This window comes from Nocardioides ginkgobilobae (assembly GCF_054781275.1).
The window spans coordinates 162,106-178,283 of the sequence record NZ_BAAGUS010000001.1; the positions used below are offsets into that span (position 1 = coordinate 162,106).

General features: G+C 74.6%; 17 protein-coding genes. 6 read left to right on the plus strand and 11 right to left on the minus strand.

Annotated elements, in window-relative coordinates:
- Positions 1-153: 153 nt before the first annotated feature.
- Positions 154-1,014 (minus strand): tryptophan 2,3-dioxygenase family protein, encoded by an 861-nt coding sequence (locus tag ACYVID_RS00835; RefSeq protein WP_460733498.1) that lies wholly within the window; start codon positions 1,012-1,014, stop codon positions 154-156.
- Between the two features lie 42 nt (positions 1,015-1,056).
- On the opposite strand from ACYVID_RS00835, the gene ACYVID_RS00840 reads away from it, so the two are divergent.
- The 3 genes from ACYVID_RS00840 to ACYVID_RS00850 all read left to right on the plus strand — a co-directional run bounded on the left by ACYVID_RS00840 (position 1,057) and on the right by ACYVID_RS00850 (position 2,368).
- A complete protein-coding gene (locus ACYVID_RS00840) occupies positions 1,057-1,545 on the plus strand; it encodes a DUF2505 domain-containing protein (RefSeq protein ID WP_460733500.1) in 489 nt (162 codons plus the stop codon).
- Positions 1,542-2,021, plus strand: a complete 480-nt coding sequence (locus tag ACYVID_RS00845; protein ID WP_460733502.1) for a DUF2505 domain-containing protein — start codon at positions 1,542-1,544, stop codon at positions 2,019-2,021. Before ACYVID_RS00840 ends, ACYVID_RS00845 begins: the two co-directional genes overlap by 4 nt.
- 62 nt (positions 2,022-2,083) lie before the next feature.
- On the plus strand, positions 2,084-2,368 hold the full coding sequence (locus ACYVID_RS00850; protein WP_460733504.1) for a hypothetical protein: 285 nt from the start codon (positions 2,084-2,086) through the stop codon (positions 2,366-2,368).
- 54 nt (positions 2,369-2,422) lie between these two features.
- Here ACYVID_RS00850 and ACYVID_RS00855 read toward each other — a convergent pair whose 3' ends face one another.
- The 5 genes from ACYVID_RS00855 to ACYVID_RS00875 form a co-directional block, all read right to left on the minus strand.
- Entirely contained in the window at positions 2,423-2,653 is a 231-nt protein-coding gene (locus ACYVID_RS00855; RefSeq protein ID WP_460733506.1) for a hypothetical protein, read from the minus strand.
- Between the two features lie 131 nt (positions 2,654-2,784).
- Positions 2,785-4,413, minus strand: coding sequence for an L-glutamate gamma-semialdehyde dehydrogenase (pruA, locus tag ACYVID_RS00860; RefSeq protein ID WP_460733507.1), 1,629 nt, complete (start codon positions 4,411-4,413; stop codon positions 2,785-2,787).
- Between the two features lie 110 nt (positions 4,414-4,523).
- Positions 4,524-6,920: a zinc ribbon domain-containing protein gene (locus ACYVID_RS00865; protein WP_460733509.1), complete on the minus strand. Its 2,397-nt coding sequence runs from the start codon at positions 6,918-6,920 to the stop codon at positions 4,524-4,526.
- A gap of 84 nt (positions 6,921-7,004) precedes the next feature.
- Positions 7,005-7,331 carry a DUF6912 family protein gene (locus ACYVID_RS00870; RefSeq protein WP_460733511.1) on the minus strand — a complete coding sequence of 109 codons (327 nt, stop codon included), beginning with the start codon at positions 7,329-7,331 and terminating at the stop codon, positions 7,005-7,007.
- Positions 7,328-8,893 carry a WS/DGAT/MGAT family O-acyltransferase gene (locus ACYVID_RS00875; protein ID WP_460733513.1) on the minus strand — a complete coding sequence of 522 codons (1,566 nt, stop codon included), beginning with the start codon at positions 8,891-8,893 and terminating at the stop codon, positions 7,328-7,330. The genes ACYVID_RS00870 and ACYVID_RS00875 overlap by 4 nt, the downstream gene beginning before the upstream one ends.
- A 76-nt stretch (positions 8,894-8,969) precedes the next feature.
- Here ACYVID_RS00875 and ACYVID_RS00880 point away from each other — a divergent pair, with 76 nt between their 5' ends.
- The gene (locus ACYVID_RS00880; RefSeq protein WP_460733515.1) at positions 8,970-9,425 is read left to right on the plus strand and encodes a hypothetical protein; all 456 of its coding nucleotides are present in this window, start codon (positions 8,970-8,972) and stop codon (positions 9,423-9,425) included.
- Between the two features lie 2 nt (positions 9,426-9,427).
- On the plus strand, positions 9,428-10,828 hold the full coding sequence (locus ACYVID_RS00885) for a hypothetical protein (RefSeq protein ID WP_460733517.1): 1,401 nt from the start codon (positions 9,428-9,430) through the stop codon (positions 10,826-10,828).
- Here ACYVID_RS00885 and ACYVID_RS00890 read toward each other — a convergent pair.
- Together ACYVID_RS00890 and ACYVID_RS00895 are read right to left on the minus strand one after the other, a co-directional pair.
- Positions 10,791-12,137 carry an AAA family ATPase gene (locus tag ACYVID_RS00890; RefSeq protein ID WP_460733519.1) on the minus strand — a complete coding sequence of 449 codons (1,347 nt, stop codon included), beginning with the start codon at positions 12,135-12,137 and terminating at the stop codon, positions 10,791-10,793. The two genes, ACYVID_RS00885 and ACYVID_RS00890, sit on opposite strands and share 38 nt — an antisense overlap.
- Positions 12,134-12,829, minus strand: a complete 696-nt coding sequence (locus ACYVID_RS00895) for a CpaB family protein (RefSeq protein WP_460733521.1) — start codon at positions 12,827-12,829, stop codon at positions 12,134-12,136. Before ACYVID_RS00895 ends, ACYVID_RS00890 begins: the two co-directional genes overlap by 4 nt.
- Before the next feature lie 100 nt (positions 12,830-12,929).
- Between ACYVID_RS00895 and ACYVID_RS00900 the strand changes: the two genes are divergently transcribed.
- Complete coding sequence (locus ACYVID_RS00900; RefSeq protein ID WP_300641218.1) at positions 12,930-13,178, plus strand: helix-turn-helix domain-containing protein; 249 nt, start codon at positions 12,930-12,932, stop codon at positions 13,176-13,178.
- A 190-nt stretch (positions 13,179-13,368) separates the two neighbouring features.
- Here ACYVID_RS00900 and ACYVID_RS00905 read toward each other — a convergent pair whose 3' ends face one another.
- From ACYVID_RS00905 to sigE, 3 genes are all read right to left on the minus strand, one after another.
- A complete protein-coding gene (locus ACYVID_RS00905; protein ID WP_460733523.1) occupies positions 13,369-14,823 on the minus strand; it encodes a S1C family serine protease in 1,455 nt (484 codons plus the stop codon).
- A gap of 124 nt (positions 14,824-14,947) precedes the next feature.
- Positions 14,948-15,475, minus strand: coding sequence for an anti-sigma factor (locus ACYVID_RS00910; protein ID WP_460733525.1), 528 nt, complete (start codon positions 15,473-15,475; stop codon positions 14,948-14,950).
- Positions 15,472-16,059, minus strand: a complete 588-nt coding sequence (gene sigE / locus ACYVID_RS00915; protein ID WP_460733527.1) for an RNA polymerase sigma factor SigE — start codon at positions 16,057-16,059, stop codon at positions 15,472-15,474. The genes ACYVID_RS00910 and sigE overlap by 4 nt, the downstream gene beginning before the upstream one ends.
- Positions 16,060-16,178 lie beyond the last annotated feature (119 nt).

A 16,178-nucleotide genomic window follows, 5' to 3' on the forward strand; every position in this document is an offset into this window, starting at 1 on the left:
TGGCCCCCGCCTCGTGAGGGACGAACGAGGCGGGTGGTTCCGACGAAGGGGCGCCGTCGGCCCCGCCCCCGACGGGAGGGCGCCCTCCCCCGCGACCGGGACCACGGAGGTCCTGCATCCCGACGGCTCGGCGACCGAGGCCAACCCACCCACCTACAGGTTGCTGCGCAGCTCCCACAGCAGCGGGTAGTACTGCAGCGGCAGCCTGGACCGGAGGTACGCCGAGCCCGAGCTCCCACCCGTGCCGGACTTCGCCCCGATCATCCGCTCCACCATCACCACGTGCCGGGCCCGCCACGACGCCGCGAGCTCGTCGTGCTGCAGCAGCGCCTCCGCGAGCGCCCAGAGGACGGCGTAGGAGTCCCGGTCGTGGGCGACGGTGCGCAGCGAGGCGGCGACCTGCTCGTCGGACCCGACGGCCAGACCGGCCGAGGCGAGGGCGGCGAGGAAGGCGTCCCACAGCGTCGGCTCCGCGAGCCGCTGGGCGAGCCGGGCCTGCTCGTCGGCGGTGAGGCCGCGGAAGCGCTCGACGTACCCCGCGTCCTTGGCGCCGGAGACGAACTCCAGCTCGCGGAACTGCACCGACTGGAACCCGCTGGCGGGTGCGAGCCGCTGGCGGAACTCCAGGAAGTCCTGCGGGGTCATCGTCTCCAGCACGTCGACCTGCTGGACCAGCGTGCGCTCGATGACGTGGACCCGCTGCAGCAGGTGCTGGGCCCACCACAGCCGCCCGCCCTGTACGCCGGCGGCCATCGCGTCGCGCGCGGCCCCGACCTCGTGCAGCAGCTGCTGGAACCACAGCTCGTAGACCTGGTGGATGGTGATGAAGAGCAGCTCGTCGTGCGCGGGCGGTCCGTCCCCGCCGCCGGACTCGCAGCGCTGGGCGCCGAGCAGCGTGGGCAGCTGGAGGTAGGAGCCGTAGGTCAGCTGGGCCCCCTGCTCGCCGAAGGAGACGAAGTCCTCCCGGCCGTCCTGCTGGCCATCCTCCCGAGCCGTCCGTCCGCTCTCGCTCATGTCGGCCAACCTGTCACACACCGACCCGGCATGATGTGCGCCGTGAAGTTCCGACACGAGCTGACCTACGACGCCCCGCCCGACGAGGTCTTCGCGATGCTGGCCGACCCGGCCTTCCGCGCGAAGGTCTGCGAGGAGCAGGGCGTGGTCTCCCACGACATCGACCTGAAGCCGGCCGAGGACGGCGCGGGGTTCACGCTCGTGAGCGAGCAGGTCCAGGACACCGCCGGCCTGCCCGCGATCGCGAAGAAGATCGTCGGCGACACCACGAAGGCCGTGATCGAGGAGCAGTGGACCTCGCGCACCGGCGGGACGGTCTCCATCACGGCCCCCGGCAAGCCGACGACCGCCACCGGAACCGTCCGGCTCGAGGCGCGCGGCAGCGGCACCACCGAGGTCGTCGAGCTCGACGTCAAGGTCAAGGTGCCGGTCATCGGCGGCAAGCTCGAGGCCCTCATGGCCGACAACATCAAGGCGGGCCTGGAGGTCGAGCAGACCACCGGCACCGCGTGGCTGGGAGGACAGCGATGAGCAAGCGGCTCGTGCACGAGATGACCTACGACGCGCCCGCCGACCGGGTCATGGCGATGCTGGCGGACCCGGCGTTCCGCGAGGAGGTCTGCGACTACCAGCGGGTCCTGCGCCGCACCGTCACCGTCGAGCAGACGGCGTCGGGGATGGACGTGGTCATCGACCAGTTCCAGTCCGTCCAGGGCCTGCCGTCCTTCGCCACCAAGATCGTCGGCGACGAGGCGCACATCGTGCAGCGCGAGTCCTGGACCGGCACCCGTGCCGACATCGAGGTCACCATCCCCGGCAAACCCGGCGAGATGAAGGGCACCGCCGTCGTCGTCGAGAGCGGCGGGGTCACCACCGAGACGGTCGACCTCACCGTCAAGGTCGGCATCCCGCTGGTCGGCGGCAAGATCGAGGGCCTCATCTCGGACCTGCTGCTCAAGGCGCTCAAGGCCGAGAACAAGGTGGGCCGGGACTACCTGTCCCGATGACTCCCCCGGCCCGGGGGTCTGGACCGCTGTGACGCCGGCACGCCCTGCTCGTTGAGCAGGGCGTGCCGCTCCACCGCTGGGTCCGCCTCCTGACCGGCCTCATGGCCGTCCCGCTGCTCGCGCTCGGTCTCGACGCGGCGTACGACGCCGTCGACGGCCGCCGGTTCTGCCTGGACCACGCGGTCGCGGCCACCTCCCCCGACCTCACGGCCACGCTGTGCCACACGATCGGCATCGACGGCGGTGCCCTGCCCGAGCGGCTCGGTGACGTCGTCGGTCGCGCCGTCGACGGCGCCTGGAGCCCGGTCGAGGGCGAGCTGCGCCGCGCCTGGGCCCGACTGGGCTGATGCCGGACGGGCAGGAGCTCCAGAAGACCCGCCCGCTCGGCCTCTGCGCCGGGGTCAGTCGGTCGGCGGCTGCGGCTGCTCGGTCGGCTGCTGGGGCTGCGCCGGCAGACCAGCAGCCTCGGCCTCGGACGCCGCGGGTGCCTCGGCAGCCGCGTCCTGCCGACGACGTACGGCGACGACGACCGCGAGGACCACGAACGGCCCGAAGGCGAGCAGCAGGGTGAGGCCCTTCTCGACCGGGTGCAGGGCACCGAGGTGGAACAGCGAGAGCAGCACGGACGTCACCCGTCCATGGTGACCCACCTTCCTGCCTCGACCGCCGCGAGGGGCCCGTGAACCCGCGCACACCCACGACGCGCGACGGCCCCCGAGCACTGCTCGGGGGCCGTCGGCGTGCTGGCGTCGCGCGGAGGCGCTCAGCCCATGTAGGGGTAGCGGTAGTCCGTCGGCGGGACGAAGGTCTCCTTGATCGAGCGCGGGCTGGTCCAGCGCAGCAGGTTGACCGCCGCGCCGGCCTTGTCGTTGGTGCCCGACGCACGACCACCGCCGAAGGGCTGCTGCCCCACGACCGCGCCAGTCGGCTTGTCGTTGACGTAGAAGTTGCCGGCGGCGAAGCGCAGCGCGTCCCGGGTCCACGCGACCGCCGCACGGTCCTGGGAGATGACCGCGCCGGTGAGGGCGTACGGCGACACCGACTCCAGCTGGCGCACCACCGCCTCGTAGTCGGCGTCGTCGTAGACGTGCACCGCGAGGATCGGCCCGAAGTACTCGGTCGTGAACATCTCGTCGGCCGGGTCGTCGACGACCACGATCGTGGGCCGCACGAAGTACCCGACCGAGTCGTCGACCGTGCCGCCCGCGACGACCTCGAGGCCGTCGGTGGCGTGCGCGCGCTCGATGGCCGTCTGGTGCTTGGCGAACGCCCGGGCGTCGATGACGGCCCCCATGAAGTGGGAGAAGTCGGTCGGGTCGCCCACGGAGATCGCGTCGGTCTCGGCGACCAGGTCGTCCTTCAGCCGGGCCCAGAGCGAGCGCGGGACGTAGGCCCGGGAGGCGGCCGAGCACTTCTGGCCCTGGAACTCGAAGGCGCCGCGGATCATCGCGGTGCGCACGACGTCGACGTCGGCGGAGGGGTGGGCGACGATGAAGTCCTTGCCGCCGGTCTCCCCCACGATCCGCGGGTAGGAGCGGTAGCCGGTGATGTTCTCCCCGACCGTGCGCCACAGGTGCTGGAAGGTCGGGGTCGAGCCGGTGAAGTGGATGCCGGCCAGGTCGCGGTGCGGCAGCGCCACCTCGGAGACCGCCAGGCCGTCGCCGGGGACCATGTTGATGACGCCCGGCGGCATGCCGGCCTCGACGAGCAGCTCCATCGTCAGCGACGCCGCCAGCTGCTGGGTCGGGCTGGGCTTCCAGACCACGGTGTTGCCCATGAGCGCCGGGGCGGTGGGCAGGTTGCCGGCGATGGCGGTGAAGTTGAACGGGGTGATCGCGTAGACGAAGCCCTCGAGCGGGCGGTGGTCGGTGCGGTTCCAGATGCCCGGGCTGTTGGCGATGGGCTGGTCGGTGAGGATCTGCTTGGCGTAGTGGACGTTGAAGCGCCAGAAGTCGATGAGCTCGCACGCGGAGTCGATCTCCGCCTGGAAGGCCGTCTTGGACTGGCCCAGCACGGTCGCGGCGTTGAGCCGCTGCCGCCACGGGCCGGCCAGCAGGTCGGCGGCCTTGAGCAGGATCGCGCACCGGTCGTCGAAGGGCATGTCCCGCCAGGCCGGCGCCGCCTCGAGCGCCGCGTCGACGGCGGCCTGCGCGTCGGCGGTGGTGGCGTTGCGGGTCGTCCCGAGCACGTGGGCGTGGTCGTGCGGCTGCACGACCTGGATCTCCTCGCCGCCGCCCGGGCGCCACTGCCCGCCGACGTACGCCGGGAGGTCGCGCTGCTCGGCCTCGAGCCGGGCGATCTCGCTCTGCAGGGACTCGCGCTCCGGGGTGCCGGGTGCGTACGTCAGGTTGGGCTCGTTCGTGGGAGCCGGGGGGAAGCTGATGGCGTCCATGCCCAGCGACCCTAGCGAGCGCGCCCCGCAGGCGCGAAAGTCGCTGGGCGCGGACCTGCGGGACATCTCCCGAGCCTCGGGCCTCGGGGCCGGCGGCTCGCGCCCCGACGTCAGTGCAGCCCGTGCACCCAGCGACCCAGCTGCCGACCCCGAGCGACCGCCGACTCCCACAGCACGCCGATCGTCAGGAGGGCGGCCCCGGCGGAGGCGAGCAGCACCCAGGCCGGGACGTAGGCCAGGAAGGGACTGCCCTGCACCAGCGCCACGATCCCGAGCGTGAGCGAACCCAGCAGCACCGGCGCCCGCAGGGCACGGGCGACACCGAGGACGAGCAGGGCCATCCCCGCGAGGACGACGAGCAGCAGCCGCAGCACGTCGTCACCGGTGACCGCGACGAGCAGCGAGGGCACGACCGCCAGCGTCAGGGCGGGCGCCGAGGTCAGCATCGTGCTCGGGTGCGTGTCGGGGTAGGCGGCCCGTGCCGCCCGGTGCTGCGCGACACCCAGGGCCGCGAAGGCTGCTGCGGCGGGGAGCGTGTACAGCTCGACCTGGCCGCCTCCCAGCTCCTGGACCAGCAGTCCGTTGCCGACGGAGACCAGCGCCGCGGCGACGTACCCGGCCTCGAGCCGCCCGGGGGCGGAGGCGTACCACGCGGCGGCCGCCGCGACGACCCACCAGCCGGCCGCCTGGACCCTCCCGTCGACGCCCTCGACGAGCAGCTGCAGCAGCGGGACGAGGACGTAGCCCGCGGCCAGCAGCGCCGCGGCGTGCACCGGCTGCCAAACCGGCGGCCGGGCCGGCTGCCGGTCCGGCTGCCGGTCCGATTGCCGGTCCGGCTGCCGGTCCGATTGCCGGTCCGGCTGCCGGTCCGGGGCGCTGCGCACCGACGCGGCGCGGGCCAGGACGAGCGCCGCGACCGTCCAGGCGAGCCCGATCGGGACGGTCCACTCCCAGGTGCCGTGGACGACGCCGAGCAGCTGGGCGACGTTGCCGCCGAGGACGACGCCCGCAGCAGCAGCCGTCGGCTCTGCGGGGGCCGCACCGGTGACCGGCCGGGACGCGGAGAGCGCACGCACGAGGTGGACCGCACAGGCCGCGGCCCACAGCGCCGGGAGCGCGATCTCGAGCGCGACGGGCACCCACGGCTCCACGACGTCCCCGCGCAGGAGGTCGGCCAGGGTCCGCGCACCTCCCTCCACGGTGGACACCACGACGGCGGCCGCCCCGGGCGCGAGCAGGCCGGCGGACCACACCAGGACCGTCGGCGCGGACCGCAGGGCCAGGACGACCAGCACCACCGAGGACACGACCGACAGCGCCGCCCAGCCGAGGTCGGGCACGTCGAGCAGGACGCTCCCCGCGGCCAGCACGCCGAGGGCGGCTCCGGCCAGGCGGGAGGCGGAGGCGGCCGTGACCCGACCGGGGGCAGTGGCGGGGGCGGGCGCCGCTGGAGCGGACCCGACCGGCACCGACGTCCCGGTGAGGACCCGGACCGGCACGGTGAGCAGGACCCCGCCGAGCACCAGCAGGGCGAGGGCGGCCCCGTAGCGGTCGACCAGGCCCCGGTCGAGGTCGTAGGTCGTGGCGAGCAGCAGCAGCACGGCGCCCGCGGCGACCACCAGCGCGAGCACCAGGCCCGTCACGCTGGGGAGCCGGCCACGGCGGGCGTCCAGCACCCGGCGTACGACGGCGGCCAGGGTGACCAGTGCACCCGCGACCGCGAGCAGCCCGACGCCGCGCAGCACGTCGCCCGGGGCGGCGGCGTCCACCGCCGCGGCACCGGCGGCACCGAGCGCGAGCACGGCCGAGGGCAGGTAGACCGAGGTTGCCCCCGTCACCGACCAGACCCGCGCGCTGAGCGCGTCGTAGCCGAGCCACACCAGCGCCAGCACCGGTCCGGCGACCGCGACGAACGCGGTGAAGGTGAGCTGGTCGGCGCCGGCGAGACCGAGCGACCACGCCCCGAGGGCCATCAGCGCCGACACCCCGACCGCGATGACCGCCGCCGTGTGCGCCGCCGCGGGCAGACGGTGCGTCGAGGCCGCGCGGGAGGACACGGCGGCGCCGACCGTGACGCAGGTCAGGATGAAGGCCTGGCCCGCGATGCCGATGAGGCTCCACGCCACCAGCGCGAAGACCGAGACCGCCGAGAGCAGCAGCAGCGCACCGAAACCGAGCAGCAGCTGCTGGCCGGCGGAGCGGTGCGGGGCGACGGGGTACGCCTGCGGCGCGACGGGGTACGCCGTCGGCTGCCACGCACCCGGGTGCGCTGCGCCGCCGGGCATCCCCGGCACGGGGTGGGCGGGCACGTGCGGCACCGGCGCGGGCACACGCATCGAGGCCAGCAGCGACTCAGCCTCGCGACTGAGCACCGCGATCTGCTGGTTGACCTCCCACAGCCGCGCGGCGTCCTGGCCGACCAGCCGGATGCCGCACGCGGGGCAGGCGGGGGCGCCGGGCGGGACCGGCTCGTCGCACGCAGGGCAGGGGATGTCGCTGGCAGTCATGGGTGGATCCTCCGAGAGTGCGGCGCCTGCCGGGTAGAGCACGGGTACTCATCCCGTCCCACCCGGGCGACCGGGTGGGAGGGCTCAGCCCAGGAGGTGCGGGATCTCCTGGGTGGCGAACCACGCGAGGTCGTCGTCGGGCTCGGCGCCCTCCTCGGTGTCGACGTGGACCGCGGCGACCTCACGCATCGCGGCCACGGCCCCGATGTGCGGGACCAGCGCGACGACCACGACCCGGCGCGCGCCCCCGCTCATGGCGTGGGAGGCCTCGGCGGCCTCGAGGAGCGCGGCGTACTCCGCCTCCTCGGACTCGTCGGCGGCCTCCACGGCGCCGGCGGTCGGGACCTCGCCGTCCTCGTGGAAGCGGGCCAGCAGGTCGAAGGTCGCGGGGACGTAGGCGCGCACGGTCACGGCTTCCTCCCGCTGGTGGCGCGACCCGAGCCACCGGTCGAGCGGGTGCCCGGGGTCTTGGAGGCGGTCTTGGACGTGGCCTTCGAAGGGGTCTTGGACGTGGTCTTCGACGCGGCGGCACCCTTGCGAGCGGCGGGCTTGCGGCGACCCCGTGGGACGCGGGGCCGGCTGCCGCTGGCGGTGTCGAGCAGCTCGGCGAGCGCCTCGGTGAGGCACTGCCCCAGCACGTCGGCGTCCGGCACGGCGTCGCGGTCGGCGGTGATGCCGTAGGCCACGCCCCCGTCGTACGACGTCACGCCGATCGCCAGCAGGTGGTGCGGCGGCAGCGGCAGGACCGGGAAGGTCGCCTCCATCCGCGCGCCCGCGGCGTAGAGCGGGGACTGGGGACCGGGGACGTTGGTGACGCTGAGCTGCATCCCGCGACCCACCTCGGCCGCGGCGACCCGCGACCCGATCGCGTGGAAGGTGGCGGGCGCGAAGCCGGCGATGCCGGCGAGCCGGTTGGCGGCGACGCCGCGGCCGGTCTCCTTGTGCACCTTGAAGGAGTAGGAGACCTGGTGCAGCCGCACGACGGGGCTGGGCTCCCCGATCGGCAGGTCGACGAAGTGGGCGGCGATCTGGCTGCCCAGGGAGGTGGCCTCGAGCTCGGAGTCGATGACCGAGACCGGCACGACCGCGCGGACCCGGCGCAGCCCGCCGAGCGACTCGTGGCGGGTCATGAGCCAGCCGCGCAGGCCACCGGTGATGGTGGCGAGGATGACGTCGTTGACGGTGCCGCCGTGGACGTCGCGGATCGCGCGGTGGTCGGCGAGGTCGGTGAAGACGGAGATGACGCGGCGCTGCTGCCCGTGGGTGCCGACCAGCGGCCCCTCGCGGACCGAGCGGCGCCCGGTCAGGCCTCCCACGACGCGACCGGTCGTCTCGGCGGCGGCGTCGGCGACCCGCAGCAGGCTGGTGGCCCGGGTGCGGACGGTGTCGGCGGCCACCTGGGGGTCGCGCAGGGAGTCGCGCAGCGCGCCGACGGCCAGCGTGCCCGGCGAGGGCGGACGCCGCGGCGCCCAGACGTCGCCCCCGAGGCTCTTGGGCTCCTTACCGACGTCGAGCAGCACCTGGCCGAGGTCGACGGTGGCGACCCCGTCGACGAGCGCCTGGTGGGACTTCGACAGCATCGCGACCCGGCCGTCCGCCAGGCCCTCGACGAAGTAGACCTCCCATAGCGGCTTGGAGCGGTCGAGGGGGCGCGAGACGATCCGGGCGACCAGCTCCTGCAGCTGCTCGAGGCTGCCCGGGCGGGGCAGCGCGGAGCGGCGTACGTGGTAGCCGAGGTCGAAGTGCGGGTCGTCGACCCAGACCGGGTTCGCCAGCCGGCCCGGCACCCGCTGGATCCGCTGGCGGTAGCGCGGGACGAAGGAGATCCGGTCCTCGATCAGCTCCACGAGCCGGTCGTAGTCGAAGCCGGAGTCGCCCGGGTCGAAGATCTCGACCGTCGCGTTGTGCATGGGGGTCGACGGCGTCTCCTCGGCCAGGAAGGCGAGGTCCCGCGGCCGCAGCCGCTCGCTCATCGGTGTCCCTTTCGTCGGCCCATGGAGCGCCTGCCCGGTCAGGTCGCTCTCAGGTCTGCGTGAGATTCTGTCAGACATGTCCCGCTCCACCGTGCGTGTCCTGCCCCTCGTCGCCGGCCTCGTGCTGGCCCTCGGTGCCTGCGGCGCCGAGGACGACAGCAGCGCCGTCGACGAGCCGCCCGCCGCCGAGACCTCGGCGACCGTCGAGGCCACTCCCTCGCAGGCTCCGAGCGAGCCGGCCGGCGAGCAGACCGAGGACCCCTACGAGGGTGCGGTCGTGGTCGACATGACCTTCGAGAACGGCACCGCCTCGCCGCTGGGCGAGCGCGTGATGGCCGAGGTCGGCCAGCAGATCGTCTTCCGCGTGACCGCCGACGAGCCCGGCGAGCTGCACGCGCACACCACCGAGGAGCTGACGCTGGAGTACGGCGTCGGCGAGACCGAGCTGACGATGGTCGTCGACCAGCCGGGCGTCGTCGAGGTGGAGTCCCACGACCTCGACGCGATCCTCGTGCAGCTCCAGGTCTCCTGAGCATGACCCTGCTGCAGGCCGGGCCCAGCGCACTGTCCGGGCTCTCCTCCTACGCCACGGCGCTGGTGCCGGGCCTGCTGCCGATGCACGGCATCGGCGGCGCCAAGGACCTGCCGATCTCCCCCGAGCTGGCGATCGCCGGTGCGGTCGCGGCGCTGACGATCTCCTTCACCGTCCTGGCCTTCGCGTGGCGCCGGCCGCGCTACGACGCCGCCACGGACGGACGCCCGGCGCCCGCCTGGCTCGACTCGCTGGTCCTCTCGACCGGCTGGGCCGTGGCCATGCGCGTCCTGGGCATGGTCGTCTTCCTGTACGCCGCCTTCGCGGCCGTCTTCGGCGAGGACCTGCTGACCAACCCGTTCTTCGGGATGTTCTACGTCTGGCTGTGGGTCGGCCTGGTCTTCGCCTCGGCCCTGCTCGGTCCGGTGTGGAAGGCGATCAGCCCGGTCCGCACGATCAACCTGGCGTTCGCGAAGATCTCCGGCTCCGACCCCGACGAGGGGATCCTGCGCTACCCCACGTGGCTGGGCTACTGGCCCGCCGCGCTCGGGCTGTTCGCGTTCGTGTGGCTGGAGCTGGTCTACCCCTACTCCACCGAGCTCGGGACGGTGCGCCTGTGGTGCGCGGCGTACGTCGCGGTGATGCTGCTGGGCGGCGCGCTGTTCGGCAACGAGTTCTACGAGAAGGCCGACCCGTTCGAGGCCTACTCCACGCTCATCGGGAAGCTCTCGCCGTGGAACGTGCGCGACGGGCGACTGCTGGTGATGTCCCCGCTGGCCAACCTCAACACGATCGTCCCCGCCCCCGGGCTGGTGGCGGTCGTGGCCGTGCTCTTCGGCAGCACCGCCTTCGACTCCTTCAAGGACTCCGCGCGCTGGGTGCGCTTCGTCCAGACCAACTCCCTCATCACCGAGAACGACCTGGGCCTGGTCGCGGACAACCTGGCGCTGGTGGTCTTCTGCGTCGGCGTGGGCATCGTGCTCGCGGTCGGCTCGATGCTCACCGGGGTGCACGCGGGAGAGTCGCGCCGCGCCCTGCCGGCCGCCTTCGCCCACTCGGTGGTGCCGATCGTCCTGGGCTACATCGTGGCCCACTACCTGTCGTACTGGTTCGAGGTCGGCCAGGACACCCTGATCAAGGCCAGCGACCCGCTGACCACGGGCGCGGACTACCTCGGCACGGGTGACTGGTCGGTCAACTACTGGCTCTCCTACCACCCGACCCTGCTGGCCAACATCAAGGTGCTCGCGGTCGTGCTCGGCCACGTGGTCGGCGTCGTCGCCGCCCACGACCGGGCCGTGCGGCTGCTGCCGCCCAAGCACCACCTGACCGGCCAGCTCGGCATGCTCGTGGCGATGGTCCTCTTCACCGCCGGCGGGTTGTACCTGCTCTTCGCAGCCTGACCTGCGTCCCTCCGGTCCGGCGGGTCCGCCGAGGGGCGCCCGCGGTCGCGTCGGCTGCGTCCGCGCCGAGCACGGTGTCGGCCAGCCTGCCGACCGCCTCGGCGAGCGGCCCGTCCCCGACCTCGACCACGGAGCGCCCGGCGACCAGGGCCCGGTCGGTGGCGGCCTGGTCCTCGGGCAGGAAGGTCGTCGACGCGATCTCGGCGAAGCCGCGGACCATCTGCTCCACGTCGCCGGCCGACCACCCCAGCGAGCCCCGCATGCGGTTGACCGCCAGGTGCACGGGGCGCCCGCCGGTCTCCTCGGCGAGCTCCACCAGCCCGCGGGCCAGGCGGGACAGGCCGACCGGGTCGGCGGTGCCGACCACCACGACCTCGTCCGCCTCGGCGAGGGCCGCCAGGGTGGTGCCGTTGCGGCCCGGTCGGCCCGCGAGGTCGACCGCGGGGTCGCGCTCCAGCGGCGCCCCGGTGTCGACGACGACGTGGCCACGCTGCCGGGCCAGGCCGAGCACCTCCTCCACCACCCCGTCGCGCACCTCGGGCCACCGGTCCGCGCGCGGCAGGCCGGTGAGCAGCTCGAGGTGCTGGCCGAGGCTGCGCAGGACGGTCGGGAACCGCTCGGCCAGGACTCCCCCGGACGCCAGCCGGGCGGCGGCCAGGAGCCCGGAGACCTCGTCGAGGACACCGAGCTGCTGGGCGACCGACCCGCCCCAGGGGTCGACGTCGACCAGGACCGTGCGCCGGCGCCGGGCAGCCAGGGTGGCGGCCAGCGTCGTGGCGACCGTGCTCCGACCGGGCGCGCCGGCCGGGCCCCAGACCGCCACGACCTGGCCGGGTCCGTGGTCGCCGGGCACCGCGGCGGTCTCGACGGGATCCTCGTGGAGGACGTCGCCCCACACCTGCTCGGGGTGACCGGCCCCCTCGCGCACCGAGGTGGCGCCGGACAGTCCCTCCTCGGGCCGCGTGACCGCCTGGCCCAGGGAGTCGACCTGCTCCTCGGCGACGAGGGTCCGCACGCCGATCCGCACGGCCCGCGCCCGTGCGGCCTCGGACGGGGTGCCGCGCGGCACCACCACGACCGGGCGGACCCCGTGGCGGCGGACGAGGTCGACGGCGCCCTGGTCGAGGCCGTGCGCGTCGAGACCGACGACCGCGACGTCGGCCTGCCCCGAGGCCGAGGCGGCCAGCAGGTCGTCGACGTCCACGCACCGCTTGAGCACGACCACGCCGCTGCGGGACCCGAGCACCTCCAGCGCCCGGGCCTCCCAGGCGGCCCCGCCGCCGGCGACCAGGACGACGGTGACGCTCATCCGCGGGCCGCGACCGACACGAGGGGGTCGCTGAGGCTGCCGAGCAGCCCGTAGAAGCGGCTCGCGTCCTCCTCGGGGACCGCCAGCACCAGCCGGCGCAGCCCGCTGGCGGCGTACCCCTCGTCGGCGAGGGTGGCGTCGAGCACCGCGACGTCCTCGAGGACCGGCTCCCCGGAGTCGTACCCGCGGTCGGAGCCGCCGCGGGCCACGAGGTAGACGTTGACCCGGGTGCCGGAGGAGACCGCGCCGGCCAGCTGCTCGGGCTCGACGGCGATCGGCAGCTGCAGCAGCCCGGTGTCCTCCGCGTCGCCCAGGGCCGCGGTCGGGACCAGCTCGCCGGCCCCGACGCCACGGGTGAGGGTCGCGTCGGCGGGCAGCTCCTCATCCGTCGGGAGGTACGCCGCCAGGTCGGCCTCGTCGGCGAACCGGACCCGCACCGCGACGAGGTCGTCGGCGGCGAGCGTGGCGCCCGGCGCGAGCTCCTCGGCGGCCGCCCACACGGTGACCGTGTCGTCGGCCGCCCCGACCACGCGCGCACCGAGCAGCACCGACCCGGCCACCACGACGACACCCACCCACAGGCGGGGGTCGCGCCAGCCCGGCGAGCGGCTGCGGGTCGCGGCGGGCGGTGTCAGCGGGCGGGGCGGCGCCCCTGACCCAGCGCTGTGGGAGGTCCCGAGATCGATGGCCACGGCGCGCATCCTTCCCCGTTCCCCGCCCCGCCTCACCTGCCTCTCCACAGGCTCACCGGGGCTGCGCCGCGACGCCCGTCCGAGGTGACACCATGGGGCCATGGCCGCCACGCCCCGCTTCCTCACCCTCGCCGACGTGGCCGAGGTGCTCAACACCAGCAGCGCGCAGGTCTACGCCCTGGTGCGGCGCGGCGAGCTGCCGGCGATCAAGATCGGCGGGCGCGGCCAGTGGCGGGTCGAGGCGGCCCGGCTGGAGGAGTTCATCGAGCAGATGTACGCCCAGACCCGGACCTTCGTCGACGAGCACCCCTACGAGGACGCCGACCGGGAGCAGCCGGTCGCGGACTGAGCGCTGCCCGCCGCCTCGTCGCCCGGCACCGGCCGGGGATCGACGTCGGTCGGGTGGGGTCGAGGCCCGGGGTTGAGGCCCGGGTCGAGGCCCGAGCCGAGGCCCGAGTCGAGGCCCCCTGACGCGCTGGGCCGCGTCACCAGGCCTCGACCCACACCTCGACCCAGGCCGGCCCGCGGCCCAGGGAGCTTCAGCCCACCTGGCCGCGCAGCTCGATGCTGACGACCCGCTCCTGGCCGTCCCGGCGGACGGTGAAGTCGACCCGCTCCCCCGGCTGGTAGGTGCGGATGGCGACGATGAGCGCGATGCCGTCGGTGACCCGCACGCCCTCGACCTCGGTGACCACGTCGCCGTCCTGGAGGCCGGCCTCCTCGGCGGCGCTGCCGGCGGTGACCTCCTGGATCTCCGCCCCGTCGCCGTCGCCGTTCCCGGTGCGGACCTGGGCGCCGATGACGGGGTACTGGGCCTTGCCCGTGCGCAGGATCTGGTCGGCGGTGATGCGGACCTGCTCGACCGGGATCGCGAACCCGACGCCGATGTTGCCGGCATCGCGGCCGAAGCCGCCCGTGGTGGCGATGGCGGAGTTGACCCCCACGACCTCGCCCAGCAGGTTGACCAGCGGGCCACCGGAGTTGCCGGGGTTGATCGCGGCATCGGTCTGGACCGCGTTGATGTAGGAGGTCGACTCGGGGTCACCGGTGGTGACCGGGCGGTCGAGCGCGGAGACGATGCCCGCTGTCACCGTGGAGGACAGGCCCAGCGGGGAGCCGATGGCCACGACGGTCTCGCCGACGCGCAGCCGGGTCGAGGCGCCGAGCGCGCTCGGCTCGAACTCCCCGGCCATCTCGGGGGCGATGAGCACCGCGAGGTCGTAGACGGCGCTGCGCCCCACGACCTCGGCGTCGTAGCGGTTGCCCTCCTGGTCGACGACCTGGATGCGGCCGCCGTCCTCGTCGGCGTCGGCGACGACGTGGCTGTTGGTGACGACGTGGCCCTGGCGGTCGAGCACGAAGCCGGACCCGGTGGCCCCCGACTCGTCACCGCCGAACTCGGCGATGATCTGGACGGTGCTGGGCAGCAGCGCGTCGGCGACGTTGGCGATCGTGCCGTCCGCGGCCGTGAGCGGCGCGTCCTCGCGGGTCTCCACGCCGTCGAGGCCGGTGCTGACCAGCCCAGGCTCCTCGGAGGCCTCGTCGAGGATCCGGAAGCCGGCGGCGCCGACGACCCCGCCGATGACGCCGACGACGAGCGCGAGCATCGCGACCACGGGCCACACCCAGCCGCCCACGCGGGCGGTCGGGACGTCGCTGCGCGCGGCGTGGGCGCCGGGCTGGGAGTGCTGCTGCGGGTACGGCTGGGGCTGCTGGCCGTAGGGCTGGCCCCAGGGGCCCGGGGCCTGGGCGGGTACGCCGGGGAGCGGCTGGGTCCGCGACGTCCAGTCCGCCGGCGGCTGCGAGCCCTGGGCCTGCGCAGCCTGGGCCTGCGCAGTCTGGACCTGCTCGGTCCGGGGCTGCTGGGCGGTCGGCTGCCCACCCCGCGTCGGCGGGGTCTGCTGCGGTGCTGGCTGCTCGGCCCGCGCCTGGGGCGCCCGCTCCGGCTGCTGCTCGGGGGGCTGCGACGGCTCGGTCCGGTCCTGCTCGCTCACTGCCCCATCATCCCCGACCGGCCAACCACCCCGCGGTGGGGTGCCGCGACCGCGGCGTCGGGCGCGAGGGTGGACCCGGACCCGGCTCCACCAGCGGTGAGCGCCGGGTCGGCGGCGTACGTCGTCAGGGCCGGATGCCGCGGCCGACCGGCAGCAGGACCGAGCTGCCCTCCCCCGGCTGCGGGGTGACCCGGTCGAGGTCGGCCACCGGGGCGCGGCGGTCGACCGTGGGTGCGTCGGCCGGCGCGGTGCCCAGGGCGAGCACGCCGAGGACGGCCATCCCGGCGGCGCCGCCGACGCCGGCGAGGACCGCCGTGCGTCGCGGGCGAGGGGCCGTGGCGGAGCCCGCCGAGCCGGTCCGCACGACCGGCGGCAGGCCCGGCACCGGTCCGTACGGCGTCGCGCCGTCGGCGGGGGTGCGGGCGGGAGGCATCGAGCAGGCGCCGAGGAGCGCGCCCTTGAGGTGGTCGGGGGCGCGGGTGCCCTCACGGGCAGCGAGCCCGGAGAGCCGGGTCTTGACCCAGCCCTCGCGCTCGACGAGGTCGCGGCACAGGTGGCAGCCGTGGACGTGCGCCCACAGCCGCTCGGCCTCCGCGGGCGGCAGCTGTCCGTCGAGCAGGGCGCTGGCGCGGGCGCCGAGGTGACCGATCACGGGTGGGTGACCTCCTGGGGCATCGCGGGCCCGGCGTACCGCTCGCGGCCGTCGGTGGGCGCGCGGTGCGCCAGCGCCTGGCGCAGCATCGCGCGGCCGCGGCTGATCCGGGAGCGGACGGTGCCGAGCTTGGTGTCGAGGATGGTGGCGATCTCCTCGTAGGACAGTCCCTCGACGTCGCACAGGACGACCGCGGCGCGGAAGTCCGGCGGGAGGGTGGCCAGCGCGGCCTCGACGTCGTCGTCGAAGTGCTGGTCGGTGTAGGCGACCTCGGGTGCGGGTGCGGCGCTGGTGAGCCGGTCGGCACGCTCGTCGGAGAGGGCGTCGAAGCGGATCCGCTGCTTGCGGCGCGCCTGGTCGAGGAAGAGGTTGGTGGTGATGCGGTGCAGCCAGCCCTCGAAGGTGCCGGGCGTGTAGGAGTCCAGCGAGCGGAAGACCCGCACGAAGACCTCCTGGGTCAGGTCCTCGGCGTCGTGGCGGTCACCGGTGAGGCGGTAGGCCAGGCGGTAGACGCGGTCGGAGTGCTGCTCGACGATCCGCTCCCACGACAGGTCCTGGCCCGTCGCGCCGGTGTTGTCGTCCACCTGGGTCCCCCTCGACCAGTACCTGCCCCGCACTCTGGCTCCTCACGGTAGGGACTGCTGCTGAGAGGAGGCTGTGAGTACTCCTCGGGCTGTCTGTGGGTCCAACGGACGAGGGGGCG